Here is a 26490-nt window from a genome sequence, read left to right on the forward strand (position 1 = left end):
CAGGGCCAGCGATTTCCCGCTGCCGCGGCGCCGTCGAATTGCGCTTCGCCGCATCGCGCCTATATCTCGCTGCAACGCAAAACCGGGAAGGAACATTCGTGGGCGAAGGACGACAACCGGCACAGGCCGGGCCGATCCTGCATTTTCGCGGCATCGAGGGCCAGGCGATCCGGCTTGCGGCCATCGTGATCCGCCGCGACGACACGGCGCCGGGAAGCCTGCGCGCCGCGGGCGCCGAGATCGCGCCGCGGCGCCTGGCCGCCATCGCCGGCATCACCGCCTGGCGCTACGATTTCACCCTGGCCGCCGGCGATCCGGGCTATGAGCTCGAGGGCGAGCACTACGAGGTGGCGACCGAGTTCGACGGCGACCTGCGCATCGCCTTCGTCTCCTGCAATGGCGAGGAGAATGGCGATCTGGACCGCGACGGCGAGGAGCGCAACCTGATGTGGGCCCGGCTGGCCCGCGACCACGCCCGCGCGCCCTTCGCCCTGCTGCTGCAGGGTGGCGATCAGGTCTATGCCGACGAGGCGACGCAGGGCCACCCGCTGAGCCATGACTGGCCCGACAAGGCGTCCGAGGTCGACGATCCCATCGCGCTGGCCGGCCTGGCCGAGCATCTGCGCCACCGCTTCGTAGAGCGTTATCTGCATGTGCTGCAGGCGCGCGGCTATGCCTGGATGGCGGCGCGGGTGCCGGTGCTGTCGGTCTGGGACGATCACGACATCTGCGACGGCTGGGGCTCGCTGCCCGAGAAGCGCAGCCGCTCGGCCGTCGGCCGAACCCTGTTCGCTGTGGCGCGCGAGACCTATCTGCTGTTCCAGCACGGCGCGGTGGAAGGCGACATTCCCGACCTGTTCCTCGACGCCTCGGGGGCCAGCCTCAGCTGGAAGCGCGAATTGCCGGGCCTGACCATCGCCGCGCCGGACCTGCGGTCCGAACGCGACCGCCACCGTATCCTCGGCCCGGCGGGCTGGCGGGCGGTCGAGGCGCTGGCGCCGCGGGGCGCGCAGGTGTTCCTGGTCTCCAGCGTGCCGCTGCTGGGGCCGCGCCTGTCGCTCCTGGAACGGCTGATGATGGCGATCCCGCGCATGCAGCATTACGAGGACGACCTGCGCGACCAATGGCAGAGCCGCGCCCATCGCGAGGAATGGCAGCGCATGCTGCGCGAGGTGCTGAAATGGCGCACCGAGGCGCCTGTCACCGCGCTGTCGGGCGAGATCCATCTGGCCACCCGCGCCGTCATGGGGCCGGATGCGCAGCGTGTGCATCAATTGGTCGCCTCGGGCATCTCGCATCGCGCCCCGCCCAAGGCCTATGCGCGCAGCCTGGGGCTGTTCGCCGGGCTGGGCGAGGCGCCCTTGCCCGGCCATCCGATCCGCATCCACCCGCTGCCCGGCCAGCGCCACCGCTACGTGGCCGAACGGAACTACCTGACCCTTGCCCGCCGCGACGGGCGCTGGCAGGCGGTCTGGCACCTTGAGGACAGCGGCGAAACCCCGGCGTTGGATCTGTCTGACTGACGCCGGCGGGCGGTTGCGCCGCCCGCCAAAGCCCGCTATGTCGGGCGCCCATACCGGTCGCAGCCTACCCGGTCATCAAAACAAGGGTCACATCATGAAGACGACAGTTGTCTGCTCGGGCGGACTCGATTCCGTGTCGCTGGCGCATATGGTCGCGGCGCAGGGCGGGCTTTCGCGCCTGGTCTCCTTCGACTATGGCCAGCGCCACCGCAAGGAGCTGGATTGCGCCGCCGCCGCCGCCCGGCGGCTGGGCGTGCCGCATCACCTCATCGACATGCGCGGCGTGGGGGCGGTGCTGACCGGCTCGGCGCTGACCGGCGGCGCCGAGGTGCCGGACGGGCATTATGCCGAGGAAACCATGCGCATCACCGTGGTTCCGAACCGCAACGCCATCATGCTGACCGTGGCCTTCGGCATGGCGGCGGCGATGGGCGACCGGGCAGTGGCGACCGCCGTGCATGGCGGCGATCATTTCATCTATCCCGATTGCCGCCCCGCCTTCGCCGAGGCCTTCCAGCACATGCAGGACGCGGCGCTGGACGGCTATGCGCAAGTGCGGCTGCTGACCCCCTTCGTGCATCGCACCAAGGCCGATATCGTCACCGAGGGCGCCCGCCACGGCACGCCCTTTGCCGAAACCTGGTCCTGCTACAAGGGCGGTGCCCGCCATTGCGGCCGCTGCGGCACCTGCGTCGAGCGGCGCGAGGCCTTCCACCTGGCCGGCATCCCCGACCCGACCGCCTATGCGGACGCCGATTTCTGGCGGCAGGCCATCGCAGAATGGCGGCAAGCCTGATGTTCCGCATCGCGAAGGAGTTCCATTTCTCGGCCTCGCACCAGCTGGCGCATCTGCCGCCGGATCATCAATGCGCCCGGCTGCACGGGCACAATTACATCGTCGTGGTCGAACTGGCGGCGGCCGAGCTGAATGCCGACGGCTTCGTGCGCGACTATCACGAGCTTGCGCCGCTAAAGCACTATATCGACACGCATTTCGACCATCGCCACCTGAACGACGTTCTGGACGGCCCTTCGACCGCCGAGGCCATGGCGCGGCATTTCCATGACTGGTGCAAGGCGCGCTGGCCCGAGACGGTGGCGGTCCGGGTGTCCGAGACGCCCAAGACCTGGGCCGAGTATCGGCCATGACGCTGCGCATCGCGGAAATCTTCGGCCCGACCATCCAGGGCGAGGGCGCGCTGATCGGCGAGCCCACGGTCTTTGTCCGCGCCGGCGGCTGCGATTATCGCTGCCTCTGGTGCGACAGCCTGCACGCGGTGGAGAGCCGCCACCGCCACGAATGGCGGCCGATGAGCGCCGCGGCGGTCTGGGCCGAGGTCCGGCGCCTGTCCGGCGGCCAGCCGCTGACCGTCTCGCTGTCCGGCGGCAACCCGGCGATCCAGGATTTCGCGCCGCTGATCGCGCTGGGACGCGGGCAGGGCTATCGCTTCGCCTGCGAGACGCAGGGCTCGGTCGCGCAGCCCTGGTTCGAGGATCTGTCCATGCTGGTGCTGTCGCCGAAACCGCCCTCGAGCGGGCAGGTGGTCGACTGGGACGCCTTCGACCGCTGTGTGCAGGCGGGCGAGGGCGCCGGCCAGCGGGTGCTGAAGATCGTGATCTTCGATCAGCGCGACCTGGACTGGGCGCGCGCGGTCGCCGCCCGCCATCCCCAGCTGCCGCTCTACCTGCAACCCGGCAATCCCGAGACCGATCCCGCCCTGCCGGTCGATCCGCAGGCCCTGGCCGACCGGCTGCTGTGGCTGGTCGAGAACACGGTCGGCCGCGGCTGGCTGAAACCCCGCATCCTGCCGCAGCTGCATGTCCTGATCTGGGGCAACCGGCGCGGCGTCTGACATCCCGGAGGGAAGCATGACCGAAACGATCTACAGCGGCCTCAAGCAGCTGGGCGGCGCCACCCTGCTGCCCGAAAGCCCCGACAAGGCCGAGTTGGAGCGGGTGCAGAACCCGCAGGCCGACGTGGCCTATAACGTGCGCTTCACCGCGCCCGAGTTCACCTCGCTCTGCCCGATGACCGGGCAGCCGGATTTCGCGCATCTGGTGATCGACTATGTGCCCGGCGACTGGCTGGTCGAATCGAAATCGCTGAAACTTTATCTTGGAAGTTTCCGGAATCACGGCGCTTTTCACGAGGACTGCACCGTCTCTATCGGCCGGCGGCTGGCCGGGTTCCTTGCGCCGCGCTGGCTGCGCATCGGCGGCTACTGGTATCCGCGCGGCGGCATCCCCATCGACGTGTTCTGGCAGAGCGGCCCGCTGCCCGAGGCGGTCTGGATCCCCGATCAGGGCGTGCCGCCCTATCGCGGCCGCGGCTGAAGCCGGGCCCCCATCTGCAAGAAGCTATCGGTCGGCGCGGCTCCGGGTATCGGGCCGCGCCGATTTCGCTTGACAGCCTCGTCGCGAATATGTGAGCATTTGCCCATCGCATTAGCAAATGCTGATCCGCAGGGGAGGACAATCGAATGAGCATGATGCTGCGCGGCCTGATGGGGGCTTGCGCCATGACGGCGCTGGCGGCGCCCGCCATGGCCGAGACGCTGACCATCGCCACCGTGAACAACGGCGACATGATCCGCATGCAGAAGATGACCAAGCCGTTCACCGACGCGAACCCGGACATCCAGTTGGAATGGGTCACGCTGGAGGAGAACGTGCTGCGCCAGCGCGTCACCACCGACATCGCCACCAAGGGTGGGCAATACGACATCGTGACCGTCGGCAACTACGAGGTGCCGATCTGGGCCAAGCAGGGCTGGCTGACCCCGCTTGAGGACATGGGCGCCGATTACGACGCCGAAGACATCCTGCCGCCGATCCGCGAGGGGCTGTCGCTGGACGGCAAACTTTACGCGGCGCCCTTCTACGGCGAATCCGCGATGATCATGTATCGCACGGACCTGATGGAAAAGGCCGGGCTGGAGATGCCCGAGCGCCCGACCTGGGAATTTGTCTATGACGCGGCGCGCAAGATGACCGACAAGACCAACGAGGTCTATGGCATCTGCCTGCGCGGCAAGGCCGGCTGGGGCGAGAACATGGCCTTCCTGACCTCGATGGGCGCCAGCTACGGCGCGCCCTGGTTCGACATGGAGTGGAAGCCGCAATTCTCGGGCGAGGCCTGGAAGAAGGCGCTGACCGATTACGTCGCCATCATGACCGAGGCCGGCCCGCCCGGCGCCTCGTCGAACGGTTTCAACGAGAACCTGGCGCTGTTCCAGACCGGCAAATGCGGCATGTGGATCGACGCCACCGTGGCCGCCAGCTTCGTGTCGAACCCCAAGGAGTCGACCGTCGCCGACAAGGTCGGCTATGCACTGGCCCCCGAGGGCGAGAAGCCGCAGATGTGGCTCTGGGCCTGGACCCTGGCCGTGCCGTCCTCGACCGACGCGCCGGACGCGGCGAAGAAGTTCGTCGCCTGGGCGACCTCGAAAGCCTATACCGAGCAGGTCGCGGCCGCCGAGGGCTGGGCGAACGTGCCGCCGGGCACCCGCACCTCGCTTTACGAGAACCCGGAATACCAGAAGGCCGCGCCCTTCGCGAAGCCGACGCTGGACAGCATCATGTCGGCCGACCTGAAGAACCCGACCACCGTGGAAGTGCCCTATATCGGCACGCAATGGGTGGGCATCCCCGAGTTCCAGGCGCTCGGCACCGCCGTCGGCCAGCAATTCTCGGCCGCGCTGGCGGGCCAGGCGAGCGTCGACCAGGCGCTGCAGATGGCCCAGCAGATCGCCGAGCGCGAGATGGCCAAGGCCGGCTATCCCAAGTGACCTTGGTCAGCCCGTAACCCCTTCACGATCACGCAAGGGACGGACATGCCGTCCCTTGCTTTCCGAACCGGAATGTTCATCCGTCATTTTCGTCGCTTGCGTGGGGAGGCGCGCCGATGGCTACCCGACATCAGAAAACACTCGCGCGCCTGATGGTCGCGCCCTCGGTCCTGCTGCTGCTGGGCTGGATGATCGTGCCGCTGGCCATGACGCTGTGGTTCAGCTTCCAGAGCTACAACCTGCTCTCGCCCGGCATGGAACAGTTCATCGGCTGGACCAACTACAAGTATTTCCTGTCCGATCCCGCCTTCTGGACGGCGATGCGGAACACGCTGCTGCTGGTCGGGGGCGTGCTGGTCATCACCGTGGGCGGCGGCATCCTGCTGGCCATGCTGCTGGACCAGCCGATGTTCGGCCAGGGCATCGTGCGCATCCTGGTGATCGCGCCCTTCTTCATCATGCCGACCGTCTCGGCGCTGGTGTGGAAGAACATGTTCATGAACCCGGTCAACGGGCTGTTCGCCTGGCTTGCCAAGGCCATGGGCGCGCAGCCCGTCGACTTTCTGGCGCAATATCCGCTGATGTCGGTCATCCTGATCGTCGCCTGGCAATGGCTGCCCTTTGCCACGCTGATCCTGCTGACGGCGCTGCAATCGCTCGACAGCGAGCAGATGGAGGCGGCCGAGATGGACGGCGCCGGCGCCTGGGCCAAGTTCACCCATCTGATCCTGCCGCACCTGTCGCGCGCCATCACCGTGGTCATCCTGATCGAGACCATCTTCCTGCTCTCGGTCTTTGCCGAGATCCTGGTCACCACCAATGGCGGGCCGGGCTATGCCTCGACCAACCTGACCTACCTCGTCTATTCGCAGGCGCTGCTGCAATACGACGTGGGCGGCGCCTCCGCCGGCGGCATCGTCGCCGTCATCCTGGCCAATATCGTTGCGATCTTCCTGATGCGGATGATCGGCAAGACGCTGGAGTGATCCCATGGCCCGCAAAGTCACCGAAACCCGCCGCTGGACCTTCACCATCCTGGCTTGGGGCGTGGCGCTGGCGATCTTCTTCCCGATCCTGTGGACGATCCTGACCAGCTTCAAGTCCGAGGCCGACGCCATTGCCAGCCCGCCGAAATTCCTGTTCTTCGACTGGACGACCGAGAACTATGCCGAGGTGCAGTCGCGCTCGCCCTATTTCCGGCACTTCCTGAACTCGGTCATCATCTCGGTCGGCTCGACGCTGCTCGGGCTGCTGATCGCCATCCCGGCCGCCTGGTCGATGGCGTTCCAGCCGGCCAAGCGGACCAAGGATCTGCTGATGTGGATGCTGTCGACCAAGATGATGCCGGCGGCCGGCGTGCTGATCCCGATGTATCTGCTGTTCCGCAGCTGGGGGCTTCTGGACACCCGCATCGGCATCACGGTCGTGCTGATGCTCATCAACCTGCCGATCATCACCTGGATGCTCTATACCTATTTCCGCGAGATCCCGGGCGAGATCCTGGAAGCCGCGCGGATGGACGGCGCCAGCCTCTCGAAGGAGATCCTTTACGTCCTGACGCCCATGGCGGTGCCCGGCATCGCCTCGACCCTGCTGCTGAATGTGATCCTGGCCTGGAACGAGGCGTTCTGGACGCTGAACCTGACCACCTCGCAGGCGGCGCCGCTGACGACCTTCATCGCCAGCTATTCCAGTCCCGAGGGGCTTTTCTATGCGAAACTTTCGGCGGCGAGCACCATGGCCATCGCCCCGATCCTGATCCTCGGCTGGTTCAGCCAGAAGCAACTCGTGCGCGGCCTGACCTTCGGCGCGGTGAAATGAAAGGGAAGGAATGATGGGTAGCATCACGCTTCAACAGGTCCGCAAGACCTTCGGCGATGTCGAGGTCATTCCGGGCGTCGATCTGCAGATCAACGACGGCGAGTTCGTGGTGTTCGTCGGTCCCTCGGGCTGCGGCAAGTCCACGCTCCTGCGGCTGATCGCCGGGCTCGAGGACGTCACCTCGGGCCGGATCGTCATCGACGGGCAGGACATGACCCAGGCGGCGCCGGCCCGGCGCAAGCTGGCGATGGTGTTCCAGAGCTATGCGCTCTATCCGCATATGTCGGTCAGGAAGAACATCGCCTTTCCGCTGAAGATGGCCGGCATGGCGGCGGACGAGCAGGAGCGGCGCGTCCAGCACGCGGCCGGCATCCTGAACCTGACCGACTATCTCGACCGCCGCCCCGGCCAGCTTTCGGGCGGCCAGCGCCAGCGCGTCGCCATCGGCCGGGCCATCGTGCGCGAGCCCTCGGCCTTCCTGTTCGACGAGCCGCTGTCGAACCTCGACGCGGCGCTGCGGGTGAACATGCGGGTGGAAATCAGCGAGCTGCACAAGAAGCTTGCCACCACCATGGTCTATGTCACCCACGACCAGGTCGAGGCGATGACCATGGCCGACAAGATCGTCGTCTTGCGCGCCGGCCGGGTCGAGCAGGTGGGCAGCCCGCTGGAGCTTTACCGCAAGCCCGCGAACCGCTTCGTGGCGGGCTTCATCGGCAGCCCGAACATGAACTTCATCGAGGGCGAGGCGGCGGAGCGCATGGGCGCCCATGCCATCGGCGTGCGCCCCGAGCATTTCACCATGTCCACCACCGACGGCGCCTTCGCCGGCAGGGTGGGCGTGGCCGAACATCTGGGCTCGGACACCTTCCTGCATATCGACCTGGACGGCGGGCCGCATATCGTCGCGCGGGCGGCGGGCGAGTTCCCGGTCCATCACGGCGACCGCATCTGGCTGACCCCGCAGGACGGCCGGGTCTATCGCTTCGACCGGCAGGGTCTGGCGCTGTGAGGGACAAGATGGACAGGCTTTCCAACCAGACGCTTGCGCAACTGGACCAGCCCGGCCCCGGCTATGACCGCGCCGCCCTGCGCCCCGGCATCCTGCATTTCGGTGTCGGCAATTTCTTCCGCGCGCATCAGGCCGCCTATCTGGACCGGCTGATGAACATGGGGCTGGCGCAGGATTTCGCCATCATTGGCGCCGGCGTCATGCCGGGCGACGTGCGCATGCGCGACACGCTGGCGGCGCAGGACTATCTTTACACGCTGGTCGAGCAATCGGCTGACCGCTCGGACGCCCGCGTTCTGGGGCCGATCGTGGATTACATCGCGCCGGGCGATCACGGGCGGATCATCGCCACGCTGGCCGATCCGGCGATCCGCATCGTGGCGCTGACCATCACCGAGGGCGGCTATTTCATCGACGCCGCCACCGGTCATTTCGACAGGGCGCATCCCGCCATCGCGGCGGATGCGGCCAATCCCGAGGCGCCGCAGACCGTATTCGGCCTGATCGTCGCCGGGCTGAAGGCGCGGCGGGCGGCGGGTCATCCGCCCTTCACCGTGATGTGCTGCGACAACATCCCGCATAACGGCAAGGTCACCTGCGAGGCGGTGGCCGAAACCGCGCGGCTGTCGGACCCGGAACTGGCCGGGTGGATCGCGGCCAATGTCGCCTTCCCGAACGCCATGGTGGACCGCATCACCCCGGCGACCAGCGATCGCGAACGCCGCATGGTGCGCGAGGATTTCGGCATCCCTGACGAGGCTCCGGTCTTTTGCGAGGATTTCATCCAATGGGTGCTCGAGGACAATTTCCCCGCCGGCCGCCCGCCGCTTGAGAAAGCCGGCGTCGAATTCGTCGCCGACGTCACGCCCTGGGAGCTGATGAAGATCCGCATCCTGAACGGCGGCCATGCGGTGATCGCCTATCCGGCCGGCCTTCTCGACATCCATTTCGTGCATGAGGCGATGGCGGACGCGCAGGTCCGCGCCTTCCTGGAAAAGATCGAGGCCGACGAGATCATCCCCGCCGTGCCGCCGGTGCCTGGCACCGACCTGCAGGCCTATTTCGCCAAGGTGGCCGAGCGCTGCGCCAATCCCAAGATCGGCGACACGGTGCGCCGGCTCTGCCTTGACGGTTCGAACCGGCAGCCGAAGTTCATCGTGCCGACCGTCGCGCATCGGCTGCAGGCCGGCTTGCCGGTCGAGGGGCTGGCGCTGGAATCGGCGCTGTGGTGCCGCTATTGCGCCGGCGTGACCGACAGCGGCGCCGAGATCGCGCCGAACGACCCGAACTGGGACAGCCTGCTGCCCCGGGCGCAGGCGGCGCGGCACGACCCCGCGGCCTGGCTCGGCATGGCCGAGATCTATGGCGCCACGGGGCGCGATCCGCGCTTTGCCGAACCCTTCGCGCGCTGGCTGGCGATGCTGTGGGACAAGGGCACGCGCGCAACGCTCGATGCCTATCTCAAGGGTTAGGCGGTGGTGCGCGGGCTGATCTTCGACTGCGACGGGGTGCTGGTCGATTCCGAGCCGCTGGCGGTGGCCGAGCTGGAGATCCTGCTGCAGGGGCTGGGCGCCCCGATCTCCAGCGCGCGCATCTATGACGAATTCCTCGGCCGCTCGGTCTCGACCATCATCGAGGCGGCGCGCGGCTACGGCATCGACCTTGGCCCGGCGCTGCCCGGCTTTTCCGCGGCGCTGGCCCGGCGCTTTCGCCGCGATCTGCGGCCCATTCCCGGCATGGTCGAGGTGCTGGCGCAGCTATCCGGGCCGCGCGCCGTGGCCTCGTCCAGCGCGCCGGACCGGCTGGCGCTGTCTTTGGCGCTGACCGGGCTGGCGCCGCTGTTCGGCCCGCATGTCTATTCGGCGACCCAGGTGGAGCGCGGCAAGCCGGCGCCGGACCTGTTCCTGTTCGCCGCCGGGCATCTGGGCGTTGCCCCGGCCGATTGCGTGGTGATCGAGGACAGCCCGGCCGGCTTGCGCGCCGCCCGCGCCGCGGGGATGCGGGTGATCGGCTTTCTGGGCGGCAGCCATGCCGACCAGGCGCGGCTGGCCGGGAAGCTGGCCGCCGAAAACCCGGACGCGCTGATTGACCATGCCCGGGATTTGCCCAAAACTCTGGCCGGATTGCGCTGAGGGGGAGTGGGCGAATTGCTGATCGGGGCCGTGGATGTGGGCTCGGCCCGCGCGCGGGCGGGGCTGTTCACCGCCGGGGGGCGACTGGTCGCGCGGGCAAGCCGCGGCTTTTCCACCATCGCCGGTCCCGACCGCCAGGCCATGCATGATTTCGCCGAGATCTGGCAGGCGGTGGCCGAGGCGCTGGCCGAGGCGCGGCGCCAGGCCGGCGCCAGCCCGGCGCAGATCCGTGCCCTGGCCTTCGACGCCACCTGTTCGCTGGTGGTCCAGGCGCCGGGCTTCGCCCCGGACGTGATCGCCTGGCACGATCATCGCGCCATCGCCGAGGCGGCCGAGCTTGGCGCCATCGCGCATGAGGTGGTGGTGCGGGCCGGCGGCTCGGTCTCGCCCGAGATGCAGACGCCGAAGCTGATGTGGCTCAGGCGCCGCCGGCCCGAGATCTGGGCGGCGTTACAGGGGGTGCGCGACCTGTGCGACCACCTGGCCTTTCGCGCCACCGGCCTCGAGGTGCGCTCGCATTGCGCGGCGGCGGCGAAATGGCCCTGGCTGCCCGATCGGGGCGGCTGGCAGACCGATCTGCTGGCCCGGATCGGCATCGCGGATTTCCCGCGCCCCGGCCCGGTCCTGCCGCCGGGCAGCCGCATCGGCCCGCTTTCGCCGCAGGGCGCGGCCGAACTGGGGCTGGAGCCCGAAACGCTGGTCGCCGTCGGGCTGATCGACGCTTTCTCCGGGGCGCTGGGCGCGGCGCCGGACATGCCGGCGCTGATCGCCGGCACCTCGAACTGCGTCATGGCGGCGGGGCTGGCGGCGGCGCCGGCGCTCTGGGGCCCCTATCCCGACGCGATCCTGCCGGGCGAGGCGGTCAGCGAGGGCGGGCAATCCGCCACCGGCGCGCTGCTGGAGCGGATCCGCCGGCTCTATCCGCGCCCGGCCAGCCATGACGAGATCCTGGCGCGTCTTGCCGCGGCGAAGGACGAGCCGGGCCAGGGGCTGCACGTTCTGCCCGATTTCAAGGGCAGCCGCACGCCCTTTGCCGATCCGCTGATGCGCGGCACCATCCACGGCCTGTCGCTGGACGGCAGCCCCGCGGCGCTGGACGGGTTCTACTGGCGTGCGGCGGTCGGGATCGCGCTGGGAACCCGGCAGGTCATCGCCCATATGGGTCTGGCCCCCGCCGCGCTGGCCATGGCCGGCGGGCAGGCGCGCTCGGCCCTGCTGCGCCAGCTCTATGCCGATGCCATCGGCGCCGAGATCCATTGGCAGCCCGAGGACGCGGTGCTGCGCGGCACCGCCATCGCCGCCGCGGCGCCGCTGATGGGGGGGCTGGTGGCGGCGCGCGCCCGCTTCTCGCACCCGGCCGAGATCACCCGCCCCGATCCCGCCGCCCGGGCCCGGCGCGAGCGCGACTGGCGCATCTTCCGGCGGATGCAGCAGCAGCGGGCCGAGATCGCCGCGATGTAGGCTCCTGGCTTTTGCTTATAGGCCTTGCCGGGCGCAAAGCCGGGATCCGCTTTTGCTGGATATGCCTTAGTCCTTCAGCAGCGTCGCCGCGGTGGTCGCGTCGGTGATCAGCCCGCTGATCAAGCCGCCCCGCAACGCGCCGCGGATGGCCGGGATCTTTTCCGCGCCATGCGCCGCGCCGATGACCAGCGTCGTCTCGCGCGGCGGGATCGGCGCCGAGGCGACGCGGTCATTGCTGAGACCCTCGACCAGCCGGCCATGGGCATCATAGGCCCAGCCGGTGATCTCGCCCACCGCGCCGGCGGCGACCAGCGCGTCAAGGTCGGGCCGCGACAGGAAGCCGTCCAGCATCAGCGGGGCGCGGTCGTTCACCGTGCCGATACCGACGAAGGCGACGCTGGCCTCGGCCGACAGGCGGATCAGCCGCTCGATGCTGGGCTGGCCGTTCACCGCCTGCCGCTCGTGCACCGTGGGCGCGATGACCGGCAGCGGCAGGGGAAAGCAGCGGGCCGTCACCAGGTCGGACAGGGTGAACAGCACGTTGTAATAGGCGGTCGAGCCGTCGGGGGCGATATTGCCGGTCAACGAGACGACGCGGTGCTGCGGGCAGTCGAAATGCGGCAATTGCGCTATGGCGCTGCGCAGGGTGCGGCCGGTGCCGATGGCCAGGGTCAGCGGCTCGGGCCGACGCAGCCATTGCTCGATCGCATCGGCCAGCATCAGCGCCACCCCGGATTCCGGGGCGTCGGCCGGCGCGATCTCGCACAGCTCCAACCCCCATTTCCGCCGCATCCCGGCGGCCAGGTCCATGCTCTGCGCGAAAGGATGGTCGATGCGGATCTTGACGATGCCTTCGGCCATCGCCTGCGCGACAAGGCGCTGCGCGGTCTGGCGCGAGACGCCCATGATCCCCGCGATCTCGTCCTGGGTCTTGCCCGCGACATAGGAGAGCCACGCCGCCTTGGCCGCCTGTTCCAGTTTCCGGCCCTGGTTGGTCATGGATCGCGCGCGCCGCCCCGAGATTGTCCTGGTTGGTGTCCGTGTCTAGCTTGCCGCCGGCCGCGCTGTCCAGCGCGGCCCGTCATCGCGACGGTCGCGGAAGCATCGCCTCGACGGTCGGATCCTCGGCACCCAGATCGTCGATCAGCGGGTCCAGCCCTGCCGCACGCGTCAGCAGGGCGCGGTCAACGATGATGATGCGCGGGCCGTCCAGCGCGATGCCCTCGTTCCTCAGCGCCGCCAGGGTCCGCGACAGGCTTTCCGGCGTCATGCCCAGATACGAGGCGAGATGGCGTTTTTCCACCGGCAGCACGAAGCTGGGGACGTCGCCCTCGCGCTGGGACTGGTTCAGCAGCCAGGCCGCCAGCCGCTCGCGGGCGGTGCGCAGCTTCAGGTTCTTGGCCTGCCGCACCATGCCGCGATAGCTGCCGGCCAGCTCGGTCATCACCGCCGCCGCCAGTTCCGGGTCGCGCCGGATCGCCGCGTGCAGGTCGACCGCCGGCAGCATCAGGATGCGCGAGCGTTCCAGCGTGCGCGCCGACATCAGATAGGGCATGTCGCGGATGCAGGCCGCCAGGATGAAGCTGGAGACCGGGCGCAGCACCGCCATCACCGCGTCGCGGCCGTTCCATTCGGCGTGCAGCTCGACCGCGCCCTCGACCAGGATATGCAGGAAATCGGGGTGGTCGCCCTGGCGGAACAGTTCAAGCTGCGGCGGGAAGCTCTGCGAATAGGTGGTCGCCATCAGCCCCTCGAAGGTCGGGGTCGCGACCGAGCGGAACAGCGGCAGATTGCGGATGGCTGGCTTTTCCTCGTCGCGCACGAATCGTCGTCCCGGTCAAAATCAGTTGATTTTTGATAAGCCATAAATGCCGATGGCGCAAGAACAGGATCGGATAACGTCAAGTCATGAAGGCGTATCGGTTATTCGCGACAGCAGAATAACGCAATTCCGGTCCGATTTTCCCGGCAACCGGCGCTGGATTGATTCAGGTCAAGTTTCGAGAGGGGGCTTTCATGGTGCCGCTGTTGCCGAAACCCGCAGGCATCTCTGCATTCGGGGAATCAGGAGCAAGTCATGTCGGAACATCCCATTCCGTCCCGCAGCGACCAGCAACGCGCCTTGTGGCTCAGCACATTGGCCTTTACCCTGTGTTTCGCGGTCTGGACGATCTTCTCGATCATCGGGATCACCATCAAGGCAGAGCTGGGCCTCTCCGAGTTCGAATACGGTCTGCTGATCGCGACGCCGGTGCTGACCGGTTCGCTGACGCGGCTGATCCTGGGCGTCTGGACCGAGCGTTACGGCGGCCGGCTGGTCTTTGCCGCGCAGATGGTCCTGACCGGCCTTGCCACCTATGCGCTGACACTGGCCGACAGCTATGCCACCTTCCTGCTGGCGGCGCTGGGCGTCGGTCTGGCGGGCGGATCCTTCATCATCGGCGTGGCCTATGTGTCCAAATGGTTCCCGGCCGAAAAGCAGGGCCTGGCGCTGGGCACGTTCGGCATGGGCAATGTCGGCGCCGCGGTGACCAAGTTCCTGGCGCCCTTCGTGCTGGTCGCTATGGGCTGGCAGGGCGTGGCCGAAATCTGGGCCACCGCCATCGCGCTGATGGGCGTGGCCTTCTATCTGCTGGCCAAGGACGACCCAGATTTTGCCGAGCGCCGCGCGCGCGGCGTGCAGGGTCCGACGCTGGCCGAGCAGTTCGCGCCGCTGAAGAACCTGCAGGTCTGGCGCTTCTCGCTGTATTATTTCTTCGTCTTCGGCGGCTTCGTGGCGCTGGCGCTGTGGCTGCCGCATTACCTGGTCGCCGTCTATGACGTCGACGTGCGCACCGCCGGCATGGCCGCGGCCTCGTTCAGCTTGGCGGCCAGCGTGTTCCGCGCCTATGGCGGCGCGCTGTCGGACCGCTTCGGGGCGCGGACGGTGATGTACTGGACCTTCGGCTTCTCGATCGTGTTCCTGTTCATGCTGTCCTATCCGCCGACGGATTACGTCATCCACGGCAAGGACGGCGCCATCGCCTTCTCGACCCGCATGGACCTGTGGCCCTTCGTGGCGACGATCTTCGCGCTGGGCTTCTTCATGAGCCTGGGCAAGGCGGCGGTGTTCAAGCACATCCCGGTCTATTACCCGAACCATGTCGGGGCCGTGGGCGGCCTGGTCGGCATGATCGGCGGCCTGGGCGGGTTCGTCCTGCCCATCGTCTTCGGCGCGCTGCTGGACCTGACCGGCGTCTATACCTCGTGTTTCGTGCTGCTGCTGCTGGTGGTCATGGTGTCGCTGGCCTGGATGCACATGTCGGTCCGCGCCATGGAACGCCAGGCGCAGGGCAAGGCGCTGGACCAGTTGCCCGCCTTCCCCGAGCTGAAGGAGATCCATACCCCCGGCAAGACCGAGATGCCGCGGGTGATCGAGGACTGGCGCCCCGAGGATCCGGCCTTCTGGGAAGGCAAGGGCAAGCGCATCGCGCGGCGCAACCTGTGGATCTCGATCCCGGCGCTGACCCTGGCCTTCGCGGTCTGGATGGTGTGGTCGGTGGTGATCGCCCGGTTGCCGGCGATCGGCTTCCAGTTCACCCAGGACCAGTTGTTCTGGCTGGCGGCGCTGCCGGCGCTGTCGGGGGCGACGCTGCGCATCTTCTACAGCTTCATGGTGCCGATCTTCGGCGGCCGGCTGTGGACGACGTTGTCCACCGCCTCGCTGCTGGTCCCGGCCATGGGCATCGGCTATGCGGTGCAGAACCCGCAGACGCCCTATCTGATCTTCGTGGTGCTGGCGCTGCTCTGCGGGCTGGGCGGCGGCAACTTCGCCTCGTCCATGGCGAATATCAGCTTCTTCTTCCCGCGCGCCGAAAAGGGCAACGCCATGGCGCTGAACGCGGGCCTGGGCAATCTCGGCGTGTCGCTGATGCAGTTCCTGGTGCCGGTGATCATCACCGCCGGCGTGTTCGGCGCGCTCGGCGGCCAGCCGCAGCAACTCTCGGACGGCGGCCAGGTCTGGATGCAGAACGCCGGGTTCATCTGGGTGCCCTTCATCCTGATGGCGACTGCCGCCGCCTGGTTGGGCATGAACGACCTGGCGGATGCGAAATCCAGCTTCCGCGAGCAGGCGGTGATCTTCTCGCGCCGGCACAACTGGATCATGTGCCTGCTTTATGTCGGAACCTTCGGCAGCTTCATCGGCTATTCCGCCGCCTTCCCGATGCTGACGAAACTGGCCTTCCCGGGGGTGAACGCGCTGCAATACGCCTTCCTCGGGCCGCTGATCGGCGCGCTTAGCCGCGCGGGCAGCGGCTGGCTGGCCGACCGGATGGGCGGCGCCCGCGTCACCTTCTGGGTCTTCGCCGGCATGATCGCCTCGGTCCTGGTCATCATCCAGGGGCTGGGCAGCACGTCCTTCATGCTGTTCTTCCTGGGCTTCATGGCGCTGTTCTTCTTCAGCGGGGTCGGCAATGCCTCGACCTTCCAGATGATCCCGGTAATCATGCGCAAGGAGATCGCCCGGCTTTGCCCGCAAGCCGATGCCGAGGAGCGCCGCCGCCGGTCCGAGCGGGAATCGGCCGCGATCATCGCCTTCACCGCGGCCATCGGCGGCTATGGCGGGTTCTTCATTCCCAAGGCCTTCGGCAGCTCGATCCAGCTTACGGGCGGGGCCGGTCCGGCGCTTTGGGGCTTCCTGATCTTCTACCTCATCTGCATCGCCGTCACCTGGGGCGTCTACACGCGCCGCGGCGGGTTGCTGCACGACATCGAACATGGGCGGGCGGCCGTCGCCGCCCCCGCCGAATAGCCTGGAAATAAACGGAGAGAGCCATGAGCCATCTTCTGGATCGCTTGAACTTCCTGACCAGCCTGCGCAAGGACCGCTTCGCGGAAGGCCACGGCCAGACCACCATCGAAAGCCGCGACTGGGAGGACACCTATCGCGCCCGCTGGCGGCACGACAAGATCGTCCGCTCGACCCACGGGGTGAACTGCACGGGCTCGTGTTCGTGGAAGATCTACGTCAAGTCCGGGATCGTCACCTGGGAAACCCAGCAAACCGATTATCCGCGCACCCGGCCGGACCTGCCCAACCACGAGCCGCGCGGCTGCGCGCGCGGCGCCTCCTACAGCTGGTATCTCTACAGCGCCAACCGGGTGAAGACGCCGCTGATCCGCGGCAAACTGATGCGGCTCTGGCGCGAGCGGCGCAAGACCATGGCGCCGGTCGAGGCCTGGGCCTCGATCCAGAACGACCCGCAGGCGCGCGAAAGCTATACCCGCATCCGCGGCAAGGGCGGCTTCGTGCGCGCCACCTGGGACGAGGCGACCGAGATCACCGCCGCCGCCAACGCCTATACCGCCCGGAAATACGGTCCCGACCGGGTCTTCGGCTTCTCGCCCATCCCGGCCATGTCGATGATCTCCTATGCGGCGGGGACGCGCTACCTGTCGCTTCTGGGCGGCACCTGCATGTCCTTTTATGACTGGTATTGCGACCTGCCGCCGGCCTCGCCCCAGACTTGGGGCGAGCAGACCGACGTTCCCGAAAGCGCCGACTGGTACAATGCGGGCTATCTGCTGCTCTGGGGCTCGAACGTGCCGCAGACCCGCACGCCCGACGCGCATTTCTATACCGAGGCGCGCTATCGCGGCACCAAGTCGGCGGTGATTTGCCCGGACTATTCGGAAGCGGCGAAGTTCGGCGACATCTGGCTGAACGTCAAGCAGGGCACCGACGCGGCGCTGGGCATGGCCTTCGGCCATGTCATCCTGCGCGAATTCCACCTGGACCGGCAGGCCGAATATTTCGAGGATTACTGCCGCCGCTATTCCGACATGCCGATGCTGGTGCGGCTGGACGATCAGGACGGCCGGCTGGTCCCCGGCCGCCAGCTGCGCGCCAGCGATTTCGACGGCGCGCTGGACCAGGCGAACAACCCCGAATGGAAGACCGTCGCCATAGACGACACCAGCGGCCGCATCGTGGTCCCCAACGGTTCGATCGGCTTCCGCTGGGGTGAGCAGGGGCGCTGGAACCTGGAACAGAAAGCCGGCGAGGACGAGGTCCGCCTGCGCATGAGCCTGATCCTCGACCAGGATCGCGACGACGTGGTGGCGGTGGACTTCCCCTATTTCGGCGGTGCCGCGACCAACGGCTTCGCGGTGGACGATCGCGGCGAGGTGCTGACCCGCAATGTGCCGGTCAAGCGCCTGACCCTGGCCAATGGCGAGCAGGCGCTGGTCGCCACGGTCTTCGACCTGCTCTGCGCCAATTACAGCCTCGACCGGGGCCTGGGCGGCGAGAACGTCGCCAAGAGCTATGACGCCGACGTGCCCTTCACCCCGGCCTGGGCCGAGCGGATCACCGGCGTGCGCCGCGACAAGATCGTTCAGGTGGCGCGGGAATTCGCCAGCAATGCCGAAAAGACCAATGGCAAGTCCATGGTCATCATCGGCGCGGCGATGAACCATTGGTTCCACATGGACATGAACTATCGCGCCGTCATCAACATGCTGGTGATGTGCGGCTGCGTCGGCCAGTCCGGCGGCGGCTGGGCGCATTACGTCGGCCAGGAGAAGCTGCGCCCGCAGACCGGCTGGACGGCGCTGGCCTTTGCGCTGGACTGGGCGCGCCCGCCGCGGCACATGAACTCGACCAGCGCCTTTTATGCCCATACCGACCAGTGGCGCTACGAGACGGTGACGGCACGCGAGCTGCTGTCGCCGACCGCCCCCAAGGGCGACTGGGACCGGCTCAGCCTGATCGACTACAACATCCGGGCCGAGCGCATGGGCTGGCTGCCTTCGGCGCCGCAGCTGCGCCAGAACCCGCTGGATGTCGGCCGGGCCGCCCGGGCCGAGGGCGTCGAGGTCAAGGACTACGTCGCGCGCGGACTGAAATCCGGCCGGCTGGAAATGTCCTGCGAGGATCCGGACGCGCCGGAGAACTGGCCGCGCAACCTTTATGTCTGGCGCTCGAACCTGCTGGGTTCCTCGGGCAAGGGGCATGAATATTTCCTCAAGCATCTGCTCGGCACCGATCACGGCGTGCAGGGCAAGGATCTGGGCGAGGAAGGCGGGGTCAAGCCGGTCGAGGCGCGCTGGCACGACCAGGCGCCCGAGGGCAAGCTGGACCTGCTGGTCACCATCGACTTCCGCATGTCGACCACCGCCGTCTATGCCGACATCGTCCTGCCGACCGCCAGCTGGTACGAAAAGGACGACATGAACACCTCGGACATGCATCCGTTCATCCACCCGCTGCAGGCGGCGGTCGACCCGGCTTACGAGTCGAAATCGGATTGGGAGATCTTCAAGTCCATCGCCCGGAAATTCTCGGACATCGCCCCCGAGGTGCTGGGGGTCGAGACCGACGTGGTGCAGCTGCCGCTGCAGCATGACAGCGCCGGCGAGATCATGCAGCCGCTGGTCGCGGACTGGAAACAGGGCCAATGCGACCTGATCCCGGGCAAGACCGCACCGGCCTATATCGAAGTGACGCGCGATTACCCGAACCTTTACAAGCGCTTCACCGCGCTTGGGCCGCTGATGGAAAAGGTCGGCAATGGCGGCAAGGGCATCGCCTGGGACACCAAGACCGAGGTGCATCATCTGAAGGCGCTGAACGGCACCGTCACCGAGGAGGGACCGACCCAGGGCATGGCCCGCATCGACACCGCCATCGACGCCGCCGAGGTGGTGCTGATGCTGGCGCCCGAAACCAATGGCGAGGTCGCCGTCAAGGCTTGGGAGGCGCTGGGCAAGGCGACCGGGCTTGACCACAAGCACCTGGCCGAGGTCAAGGAGGACGAGAAGATCCGCTTCCGCGACATCGCTGCCCAGCCGCGCAAGATCATCTCGTCGCCCACCTGGTCGGGCATCGAAAGCGAGGAGGTCTGCTACAATGCCGGCTGGACCAACGTGCATGAGCTGATCCCGTGGCGCACCGTCACCGGCCGCCAGCAGCTTTACCAGGACCACGAATGGATGCGGGCCTTTGGCGAGGGGTTCGTGACCTGGCGGCCGCCGGTGGACCTGAAGACCGTGGGTCATGCCGCGACGAAATCGCTGGGCGCCAGCGAAAAGCACGTGGTGCTGAACTTCCTGACCCCGCACCAGAAATGGGGCATCCATTCGACCTATACCGACAACCTGCTGATGCTGACGCTGAACCGCGGCGGTCCGGTGGTCTGGATCTCGGAAATCGACGCCCGCAAGGCCGGTGTCGTCGATAACGACTGGGTCGAGGTCTTCAACTCCAACGGCGCCATCAGCGCCCGCGCGGTGGTCAGCCAGCGCATCAAGGAAGGCAGCATGTTCATGTATCACGCCCAGGAAAAGATCGTGAACACGCCCGGCTCGAAAGTCACCGGCAAGCGCGGCGGCATCCACAACTCGGTCACCCGCATCGTGCCGAAGCCCACCCATATGATCGGCGGCTATGCGCAGCTGGCCTACGGCTTCAACTATTACGGCACCGTGGGCGCCAACCGGGACGAATTCGTCATCGTCCGCAAACTCGATCAGGTCGACTGGCTCGACCAACCCCTGGAAACCGGGGCCGCAACCCAAAAAGTGGAGGCAGCGGAATGAAAGTTCGTGCGCAAATCGGCATGGTGCTGAACCTGGACAAGTGTATCGGCTGCCATACCTGCTCGGTCACCTGCAAGAACGTCTGGACCTCGCGCGAGGGGGTCGAATACGCCTGGTTCAACAACGTCGAGACCAAGCCCGGCATCGGCTATCCCAAGGATTGGGAGAACCAGAAGCGCTGGAACGGCGGCTGGACCCGGACCCGCGCCGGCCACCTGCAACCGAAACAGGGCGGCAAGTGGCGCATCCTGGCCAATATCTTCGCCAACCCCGACCTGCCCGAGATCGACGATTTCTACGAGCCCTTCGATTTCGACTACGACCACCTGAAATCGGCGCCGGAAATGCAGGCGTTCCCGACCGCCCGGCCGCGCTCCAAGATCACCGGCGAGCGGATGGAGAAGATCGAATGGGGCCCGAACTGGGAGGAGATCCTGGGCGGCGAATTCGAGAAACGCAGCAAGGACTACAACTTCGAGGGCGTGCAGAAGGACATCTACGGAGAGTATGAGAATACCTTCATGATGTATCTGCCGCGGCTCTGCGAGCATTGCCTCAACCCGGCCTGCGTCGCCTCGTGCCCCTCGGGCGCGATCTACAAGCGCGAGGACGACGGCGTGGTGCTGATCGACCAGGAGAAGTGCCGGGGCTGGCGCATGTGCGTTTCCGGCTGCCCCTACAAGAAGATCTATTACAACTGGTCCTCGGGCAAATCGGAAAAATGCATCCTGTGCTATCCGCGCCTGGAAAGCGGCCAGCCCACGGTCTGTTCCGAAACCTGCGTTGGCCGCATCCGCTATCTGGGCGTGATGCTCTATGACGCCGACAAGATCGCCGAGGCCGCCGCGACCGAGTCGGAAATGGACCTCTACGACGCGCAGCTTGGCGTGTTCCTGGACCCGAACGACCCCGAGGTGATCGCCGCAGCGCGCGCCGAGGGCGTCCCCGAGGACTGGATCAAGGGCGCGCAGAACTCGCCGATCTGGAAGATGGCGATGGAGTGGAAGATCGCCTTCCCGCTGCATCCCGAATACCGCACGCTGCCGATGGTCTGGTACGTGCCGCCGCTGTCGCCGATCCAGAACGCCGCCGAGGCCGGCAAGATCGCCGCGCAGGACGATATGCCCGACGTGCGCAGCCTGCGCATCCCGCTGCGTTACCTCGCGAACATGCTGACCGCCGGCGACGAGGCCCCGGTCGCCTCGGCCCTGGAGCGGATGCTGGCGATGCGCAGCTACATGCGCTCGAAGACCGTCGACGGGGTGGTGAATCTGGGCGTCGCCAAGCGCGTCGGCCTGACCCCGCATCAGATCGACGAGATGTATCACCTGCTTGCCATCGCCAATTACGAGGACCGCTTCGTCATCCCGACCACGCATCGCGAGCTGGTCGAGGATGCCTATGATCTGAAGGGCGGCTGCAGCTTCACCGACGGCAACGGCTGCTCGTCGGGCCACAGCAGCGGCAAGCTGTTCTCGGGCAAGAAGTTCCGCAGCCCGCAGGAGTTCATCGCATGAAGACCTTCAAGGCATTCTCGCTGCTGCTGAGCTATCCCTCGGCCGAGCTGCAGGAGGCGATCCCCGCCATCGAGGCGACCTTGCGCGACGACGGGCTGCTGGGCCCCAAGCGCATGGAGGCGCTGGCGCCGCTGCTGGCCGAACTGGCGCGCGGCGACCTTTACGAATTGCAGGAACGCTATGTCCTGCTTTTCGACCGCTCGCGCACCCTGTCGCTGAACCTGTTCGAGCATATCCATGGCGAAAGCCGCGACCGCGGCGGCGCCATGGTCGACCTGCTCGAGATGTATCGCGCCGGCGGCCTGGATCTGGGCGGGACCGAGCTGCCCGACCACCTGCCGGTGCTGCTGGAATACCTGTCGACCCGGCCCTTGGCCGAGGCGCAGGCGGTGCTGGCCGACGCCGGCCATATCCTGGTCGCGCTGGCCGAGCGGCTGACGCGCCGCGACACCGCCTATGCCGCGGTGCTCGAGGCATTGGTCATGGTCGCCGGCGCCGATCCCGATACCGAGGAGGTGCAGACGCTTCTGGCCTGCAAGGACGACAACCCCGAGGATCTGGAGGCCCTCGATGCGGTCTGGGCCGAGGCGCAGGTCACCTTCGGTCCCGATCCCAATGCCGGCTGCCCGGTCAGCCGCGACCTGCTTGCCCGCATGGACCCCGCACCGGAACGCAACCCGGCGCGGACCGCCAGCTAACAGGAGGAAGAGATGAACAATTTCCTGTTCGGAATATATCCCTATATCGCCATCACCGTGATGGTCTTCGGCTCGATCGTGCGGTACGAGCGCGATCCCTTCACCTGGAAATCCTCGTCCAGCCAGCTTCTGCGCCGCCGGCAGTTCGTCATCGGCTCGGTGCTGTTTCATGTCGGCGTGCTGGTGATTCTGGGCGGCCATCTGGTCGGGCTTCTGACGCCCATCGCGGTTTTCGACGCGCTGGGGATCAGCCACGGCGCCAAGCAGGTCCTGGCCATGGCGGCCGGCGGCATCGCCGGCCTGATGGCGCTGGTCGGCGGCGCGATCCTGCTGCAGCGCCGGCTGACCGATCCGCGCATCCGGGCCAATTCGACGCTGGCCGATACCGGCATCCTGGCGCTGCTGATGCTGCAGCTGGTGCTGGGGCTGGGGACGATCTTCGTGTCGGCCGGGCATCTGGACGGGCACGAGATGGTCAAGTTCATGAACTGGGCGCAGGGCGTGGTCTATTTCGGCACGGACCCGGCGGCGCATCTGGCGGATGTGTCCTGGATCTTCAAGGTGCATATCGTTCTGGGCCTGACCATCTTCCTGCTGTTCCCCTTCACCCGGCTGGTGCACATGCTCTCGGCGCCGGTGCGCTATCTGTGGCGGCCCGGCTACCAGATCGTGCGCTCGAAACGCGGCGCCCGGCGCGGCGTCGGCCTGAGCCCGCTGCCCCGCGACGCCGAGGCGCGCGAGGCGCTGGCCCGCAAGGTCGCGGCGCATGACCTGGCCCGGCAGCGGCCCGAGCCCCTGCCGCAGGCGGCGGAGTGATGGCCATGGAGATGAAACCGCTTCTGCCGCCGATCGTGGTCAACGGCGTGACCATCCCGGCCGAGCGCATCGCCGCCGAGGCGCAGAACCATCCGGCGCCCAAGGGCAAGCCGGGCCAGGCCTGGAAGGCCGCCGCCCGTGCCCTGGCCCTGCGCGAGATCCTGCTGCAGGAGGCTCGGGCGCGGGGCATCGCACCCGAGCCGGCCGAGCTTGCCCCCGGACAGTGGGAGACCGAGGAGGAGGCGATGATCCGCCAGCTTCTGGAAACCGCCATCCGTCCCGAGCCGGCCGACGAATTCGCCCTGCGCGCGCTTTACGATGGCGCGCCCGAGCGGTTCCGCGCCCCTTCGCTTTACGAGGCGGCGCATATCCTGATCGCCGCCCCGGCGGGCGACGCCGCGGCGCGGGCCGTGGCGCGCGACACCGCCCTGGCGCTGCTGGACGAGCTGCGCCGCGTACCGCGCCGCTTTGCCGAACTGGCGGCGCAGAACAGCGCCTGTTCCTCGCGCCAGAATGGCGGGCTGCTGGGGCAGCTCAGCTCCGGCGACACGGTGCCGGAATTCGAGGCGGCGCTGGCCGGGATGGAGGAGGGCGAAATCTCGGCCCAGCCGGTCGAGACGCGCTACGGCTTCCATCTGATCCGGCTGGACGCCAAGGCGCGGGGCGCGATCCTGCCCTTCGAGACGGTGTTGCCGCATCTGCGCGAGGCGCGCGAGAAAGCCGCCTGGGTCGTGGCCAGCCGCACCTTCACCGCCGAACTGGTGGCGCGGGCCGAGGTCAGCGGCGTGAGCCTGGCGGCGGAAGCCGAAAGGAAAGACCGATGAAACTGGGCTATGTCACCCTGTCCGGCCGCGGCGCCATCGACGCGCTGCTGGCCGGCGTGGTCGCCCGGCTCGAGGCCGAGGGCCTGCGGCTGGCCGGCACCGTGCAGACCAATATCGACCGCGACGACCGGCCGCTTTGCGACATGGACCTGCGGCTGCTGCCGGACGGGCCGACGGTGCGCATCAGCGTCGACCGCGGCGCCGAGGCGCGCGGCTGCCGGCTGGATGCCGAAGCGCTGGAGCGTTCGGTGCTTTGGACCGAGCGGGCGCTGGACCGCGCCGAGTTTCTGGTCGTCAACAAGTTCGGCAAGCAGGAGGCCGAGGGCAGGGGTCTTGCCGGCACCATCGCCGAGGCCCTGGCCCGCGGCCTGCCGGTGCTGGTCGGGGTGAACGGGCTGAACCTGCCGCCCTTCCTGGAATTTGCCGGCGGCCTGGCCGATGCCCTGCCGCCGGAACCCGAGGCCGTCCTGCGCTGGTGCCGCGCCGCCCGCGCGGCGGCCCCGGTCTGCGCCGCCGCCTGAACCGCCCGCCGCTCAGCCGGCCGGTCCGGCCGGTTGCTCCGGCCCGCGGCCGGTCGGATGCAGCAGCGGCAGGAAATCCCCGCGTCGCGCCAGCACATCGGCCAGCGTATAGCCGTCGAGCACCGCCATGAAGGCTTGCAGCGCCTCGTCCAGCATCGAGGTCAGGCCGCAGGCCGGGGCGATGATGCATCCGGCGCAGCCCACCAGATCGAAATCGTCCTCGGTGTGACGGATCAGCGCACCCACGCTGATCTCGGCCGGCGGACGCGCCAGCCGGATGCCGCCATTGCGACCGCGCACGCTGGCAAGATAGCCGGCATTCACCAGGTCGTTGATGACCTTCATCAGGTGATTTTGCGAGATTCCGTAAGCTCTTGCGATCTCGGCGATCGAGCACAGCCGGTCCGGCTGCCGCCCCAGATACAGCAGCACCCGCATGGCAAAATCGGTGTATCGCGTCAGTCGCATTCCGTCTTCCCGAAAACATGCACAGGAATTGCATGATTTCCGGCGCAAGGATAGATGTATCGCGGATACATGATTTTGACCCCGCGTCGCGACAACCCCGGACAGGAGAATTCCCATGACCCAGACTCTCAGCGCCCAGACCATCGCGCTGGTCAAGGCCACCGTTCCCGCGCTCGAGGCGCATGGCATGGAGATCGTGCACGAGATGTATGCCCGCATGTTCCGCGACCCGGCGATCCGCGATCTGTTCAACCAGTCGCATCACGGTGCCGCCGACGCCCAGCCGCGGGCGCTGACCGGGGCGATCCTGGCCTATGCCAGCAATATCGAGAACCTGGGCGCGCTGGCCCCGGCGGTCGAGCGCATCGCCCAGAAGCATGTCGGCCTGCAGATCCTGCCCGAGCATTACCCCCATGTCGCCGAGGCGCTTCTGGGCGCCATCCGCCATGTGCTGGGCGAGGCGGCGACCGACGAGGTGCTGGCCGCCTGGGGCGAGGCCTACTGGTTCCTGGCCAATATCCTGATCGCCCGCGAGACGCGGCTTTACGGTGCCCAGGTCGAGGCCGCCGGCGGCTGGAACGGCTGGCGCGACTTCCGCATCGAGGAGGTGATCCGCGAAAGCAGCGTCATCAAGTCCTTCGTGCTGCGCCCGGTCGATGGCGGTCCGGTGATGGACCACAAGCCCGGCCAGTATCTGACCTTCTGGTTCGAGATCCCCGGCCATCCGGCGGCCAAGCGCAACTATTCCATCTCGGCCGCACCGAACGGCGAAACCTATCGCATCTCGGTCAAGCGCGAGCCGCTGGGGCTGGCATCGAGCTGGCTGCACGAGCAGGCGCCGGGCACGGTGCTGAAGGTGGCGGCGCCGGCGGGCGAGTTCTTCCTGGACGGCCGGCCGACGCGCCCGGTGGTGCTGCTGTCGGGGGGCGTGGGCCTGACGCCGATGGTCGCCATGCTGGAATCGCTGGTCGCCGAAGGGTCCGAGGTGACGGTGCATTACCTCCACGGCACCCATGACCGCGACACCCATGCCATGCGCGCCCATGTCCGGGCCCTGGCGGCGCAGGGCAGGGACGTCCGGGTGACCGATTTCCACCAGACTCCGCTTGCGGACGAGGTCGCCGGCCGCGATTATGACATCGCCGGGCTGATCACCGAGGAATGGCTGCTGGCCAATACCCCGGCCGCCACGGCGGATTACTATATCTGCGGCCCGCGCCCCTTCCTGCGTGCGGCCGTCTCGGCACTGTCGCTGGCCGGGGTGGCTTCGGACCGCATCCATTACGAGTTCTTCGGCCCCGCCGACGAGCTTCTGGCCGCCTGAGGAGA

23 protein-coding genes are annotated in these 26490 nt (G+C 67.6%); 20 read left to right on the forward strand and 3 right to left on the reverse strand.

Features of this window, described 5'->3' with window-relative positions; all coding sequences use genetic code 11:
- The first annotated feature begins 98 nt into the window (after positions 1–98).
- From ACFOMP_RS05180 to ACFOMP_RS05235, 12 genes are all read left to right on the forward strand, one after another.
- Complete coding sequence (locus ACFOMP_RS05180; protein ID WP_379028352.1) at positions 99–1523, forward strand: alkaline phosphatase D family protein; 1425 nt, start codon at positions 99–101, stop codon at positions 1521–1523.
- A 94-nt stretch (positions 1524–1617) separates the two neighbouring features.
- Complete coding sequence (queC, locus tag ACFOMP_RS05185) at positions 1618–2319, forward strand: 7-cyano-7-deazaguanine synthase QueC (RefSeq protein ID WP_379028354.1); 702 nt, start codon at positions 1618–1620, stop codon at positions 2317–2319.
- Complete coding sequence (locus ACFOMP_RS05190; protein ID WP_019353017.1) at positions 2319–2672, forward strand: 6-pyruvoyl trahydropterin synthase family protein; 354 nt, start codon at positions 2319–2321, stop codon at positions 2670–2672. Before queC ends, ACFOMP_RS05190 begins: the two co-directional genes overlap by 1 nt.
- Positions 2669–3376 (forward strand): 7-carboxy-7-deazaguanine synthase QueE, encoded by a 708-nt coding sequence (queE, locus tag ACFOMP_RS05195; protein WP_379028356.1) that lies wholly within the window; start codon positions 2669–2671, stop codon positions 3374–3376. Before ACFOMP_RS05190 ends, queE begins: the two co-directional genes overlap by 4 nt.
- Positions 3377–3392: 16 nt before the next feature.
- Complete coding sequence (queF, locus tag ACFOMP_RS05200) at positions 3393–3857, forward strand: preQ(1) synthase (protein WP_379028358.1); 465 nt, start codon at positions 3393–3395, stop codon at positions 3855–3857.
- 146 nt (positions 3858–4003) lie between these two features.
- On the forward strand, positions 4004–5311 hold the full coding sequence (locus tag ACFOMP_RS05205) for an ABC transporter substrate-binding protein (protein WP_379028360.1): 1308 nt from the start codon (positions 4004–4006) through the stop codon (positions 5309–5311).
- A 116-nt stretch (positions 5312–5427) separates the two neighbouring features.
- Entirely contained in the window at positions 5428–6297 is an 870-nt protein-coding gene (locus ACFOMP_RS05210) for a carbohydrate ABC transporter permease (protein ID WP_289893941.1), read from the forward strand.
- 4 nt (positions 6298–6301) lie between these two features.
- A complete protein-coding gene (locus ACFOMP_RS05215) occupies positions 6302–7132 on the forward strand; it encodes a carbohydrate ABC transporter permease (protein ID WP_019351648.1) in 831 nt (276 codons plus the stop codon).
- Between the two features lie 13 nt (positions 7133–7145).
- Positions 7146–8144 carry an ABC transporter ATP-binding protein gene (locus ACFOMP_RS05220; RefSeq protein WP_379028408.1) on the forward strand — a complete coding sequence of 333 codons (999 nt, stop codon included), beginning with the start codon at positions 7146–7148 and terminating at the stop codon, positions 8142–8144.
- 8 nt (positions 8145–8152) lie between these two features.
- Entirely contained in the window at positions 8153–9616 is a 1464-nt protein-coding gene (locus ACFOMP_RS05225) for a mannitol dehydrogenase family protein (RefSeq protein WP_379028362.1), read from the forward strand.
- Positions 9617–9619: 3 nt separating this feature from the next.
- Positions 9620–10276, forward strand: a complete 657-nt coding sequence (locus ACFOMP_RS05230) for an HAD-IA family hydrolase (RefSeq protein ID WP_379028364.1) — start codon at positions 9620–9622, stop codon at positions 10274–10276.
- Positions 10277–10282: 6 nt separating this feature from the next.
- Complete coding sequence (locus tag ACFOMP_RS05235) at positions 10283–11737, forward strand: FGGY-family carbohydrate kinase (RefSeq protein ID WP_379028366.1); 1455 nt, start codon at positions 10283–10285, stop codon at positions 11735–11737.
- A gap of 66 nt (positions 11738–11803) precedes the next feature.
- On the opposite strand, the gene ACFOMP_RS05240 is transcribed toward ACFOMP_RS05235, so the two are convergent.
- Positions 11804–12736, reverse strand: coding sequence for a sugar-binding transcriptional regulator (locus ACFOMP_RS05240; RefSeq protein WP_379028368.1), 933 nt, complete (start codon positions 12734–12736; stop codon positions 11804–11806).
- Positions 12737–12818: 82 nt separating this feature from the next.
- Positions 12819–13559 (reverse strand): helix-turn-helix domain-containing protein, encoded by a 741-nt coding sequence (locus tag ACFOMP_RS05245; RefSeq protein ID WP_289893933.1) that lies wholly within the window; start codon positions 13557–13559, stop codon positions 12819–12821.
- Positions 13560–13814: 255 nt separating this feature from the next.
- Here ACFOMP_RS05245 and ACFOMP_RS05250 point away from each other — a divergent pair, with 255 nt between their 5' ends.
- Genes ACFOMP_RS05250 through ACFOMP_RS05280 form a run of 7 tightly spaced genes read left to right on the forward strand, consistent with a single transcriptional unit; the run spans position 13815 to position 24693 of the window.
- Complete coding sequence (locus ACFOMP_RS05250; protein ID WP_289893932.1) at positions 13815–16529, forward strand: nitrate/nitrite transporter; 2715 nt, start codon at positions 13815–13817, stop codon at positions 16527–16529.
- A gap of 23 nt (positions 16530–16552) precedes the next feature.
- Positions 16553–20317 carry a nitrate reductase subunit alpha gene (locus ACFOMP_RS05255; protein ID WP_379028370.1) on the forward strand — a complete coding sequence of 1255 codons (3765 nt, stop codon included), beginning with the start codon at positions 16553–16555 and terminating at the stop codon, positions 20315–20317.
- A complete protein-coding gene (gene narH, locus ACFOMP_RS05260; protein WP_289893930.1) occupies positions 20314–21834 on the forward strand; it encodes a nitrate reductase subunit beta in 1521 nt (506 codons plus the stop codon). The genes ACFOMP_RS05255 and narH overlap by 4 nt, the downstream gene beginning before the upstream one ends.
- Positions 21831–22532: a nitrate reductase molybdenum cofactor assembly chaperone gene (gene narJ, locus ACFOMP_RS05265; RefSeq protein ID WP_289893929.1), complete on the forward strand. Its 702-nt coding sequence runs from the start codon at positions 21831–21833 to the stop codon at positions 22530–22532. The genes narH and narJ overlap by 4 nt, the downstream gene beginning before the upstream one ends.
- Positions 22533–22544: 12 nt before the next feature.
- On the forward strand, positions 22545–23348 hold the full coding sequence (narI, locus tag ACFOMP_RS05270) for a respiratory nitrate reductase subunit gamma (RefSeq protein ID WP_289893928.1): 804 nt from the start codon (positions 22545–22547) through the stop codon (positions 23346–23348).
- An 11-nt stretch (positions 23349–23359) separates the two neighbouring features.
- Complete coding sequence (locus ACFOMP_RS05275; protein ID WP_379028373.1) at positions 23360–24172, forward strand: peptidylprolyl isomerase; 813 nt, start codon at positions 23360–23362, stop codon at positions 24170–24172.
- The gene (locus ACFOMP_RS05280) at positions 24169–24693 is read left to right on the forward strand and encodes a DUF2478 domain-containing protein (RefSeq protein WP_379028375.1); all 525 of its coding nucleotides are present in this window, start codon (positions 24169–24171) and stop codon (positions 24691–24693) included. The genes ACFOMP_RS05275 and ACFOMP_RS05280 overlap by 4 nt, the downstream gene beginning before the upstream one ends.
- A 12-nt stretch (positions 24694–24705) precedes the next feature.
- Here the strand turns inward: ACFOMP_RS05280 and ACFOMP_RS05285 are convergent, their stop codons facing one another.
- On the reverse strand, positions 24706–25161 hold the full coding sequence (locus ACFOMP_RS05285) for an RrF2 family transcriptional regulator (protein ID WP_289893924.1): 456 nt from the start codon (positions 25159–25161) through the stop codon (positions 24706–24708).
- Between the two features lie 115 nt (positions 25162–25276).
- Between ACFOMP_RS05285 and hmpA the strand changes: the two genes are divergently transcribed.
- Complete coding sequence (hmpA, locus tag ACFOMP_RS05290) at positions 25277–26485, forward strand: NO-inducible flavohemoprotein (protein WP_379028376.1); 1209 nt, start codon at positions 25277–25279, stop codon at positions 26483–26485.
- Positions 26486–26490 lie beyond the last annotated feature (5 nt).

The sequence above is a fragment of the Paracoccus simplex genome (assembly GCF_042648325.1).
Lineage (GTDB): Bacteria > Pseudomonadota > Alphaproteobacteria > Rhodobacterales > Rhodobacteraceae > Paracoccus > Paracoccus simplex.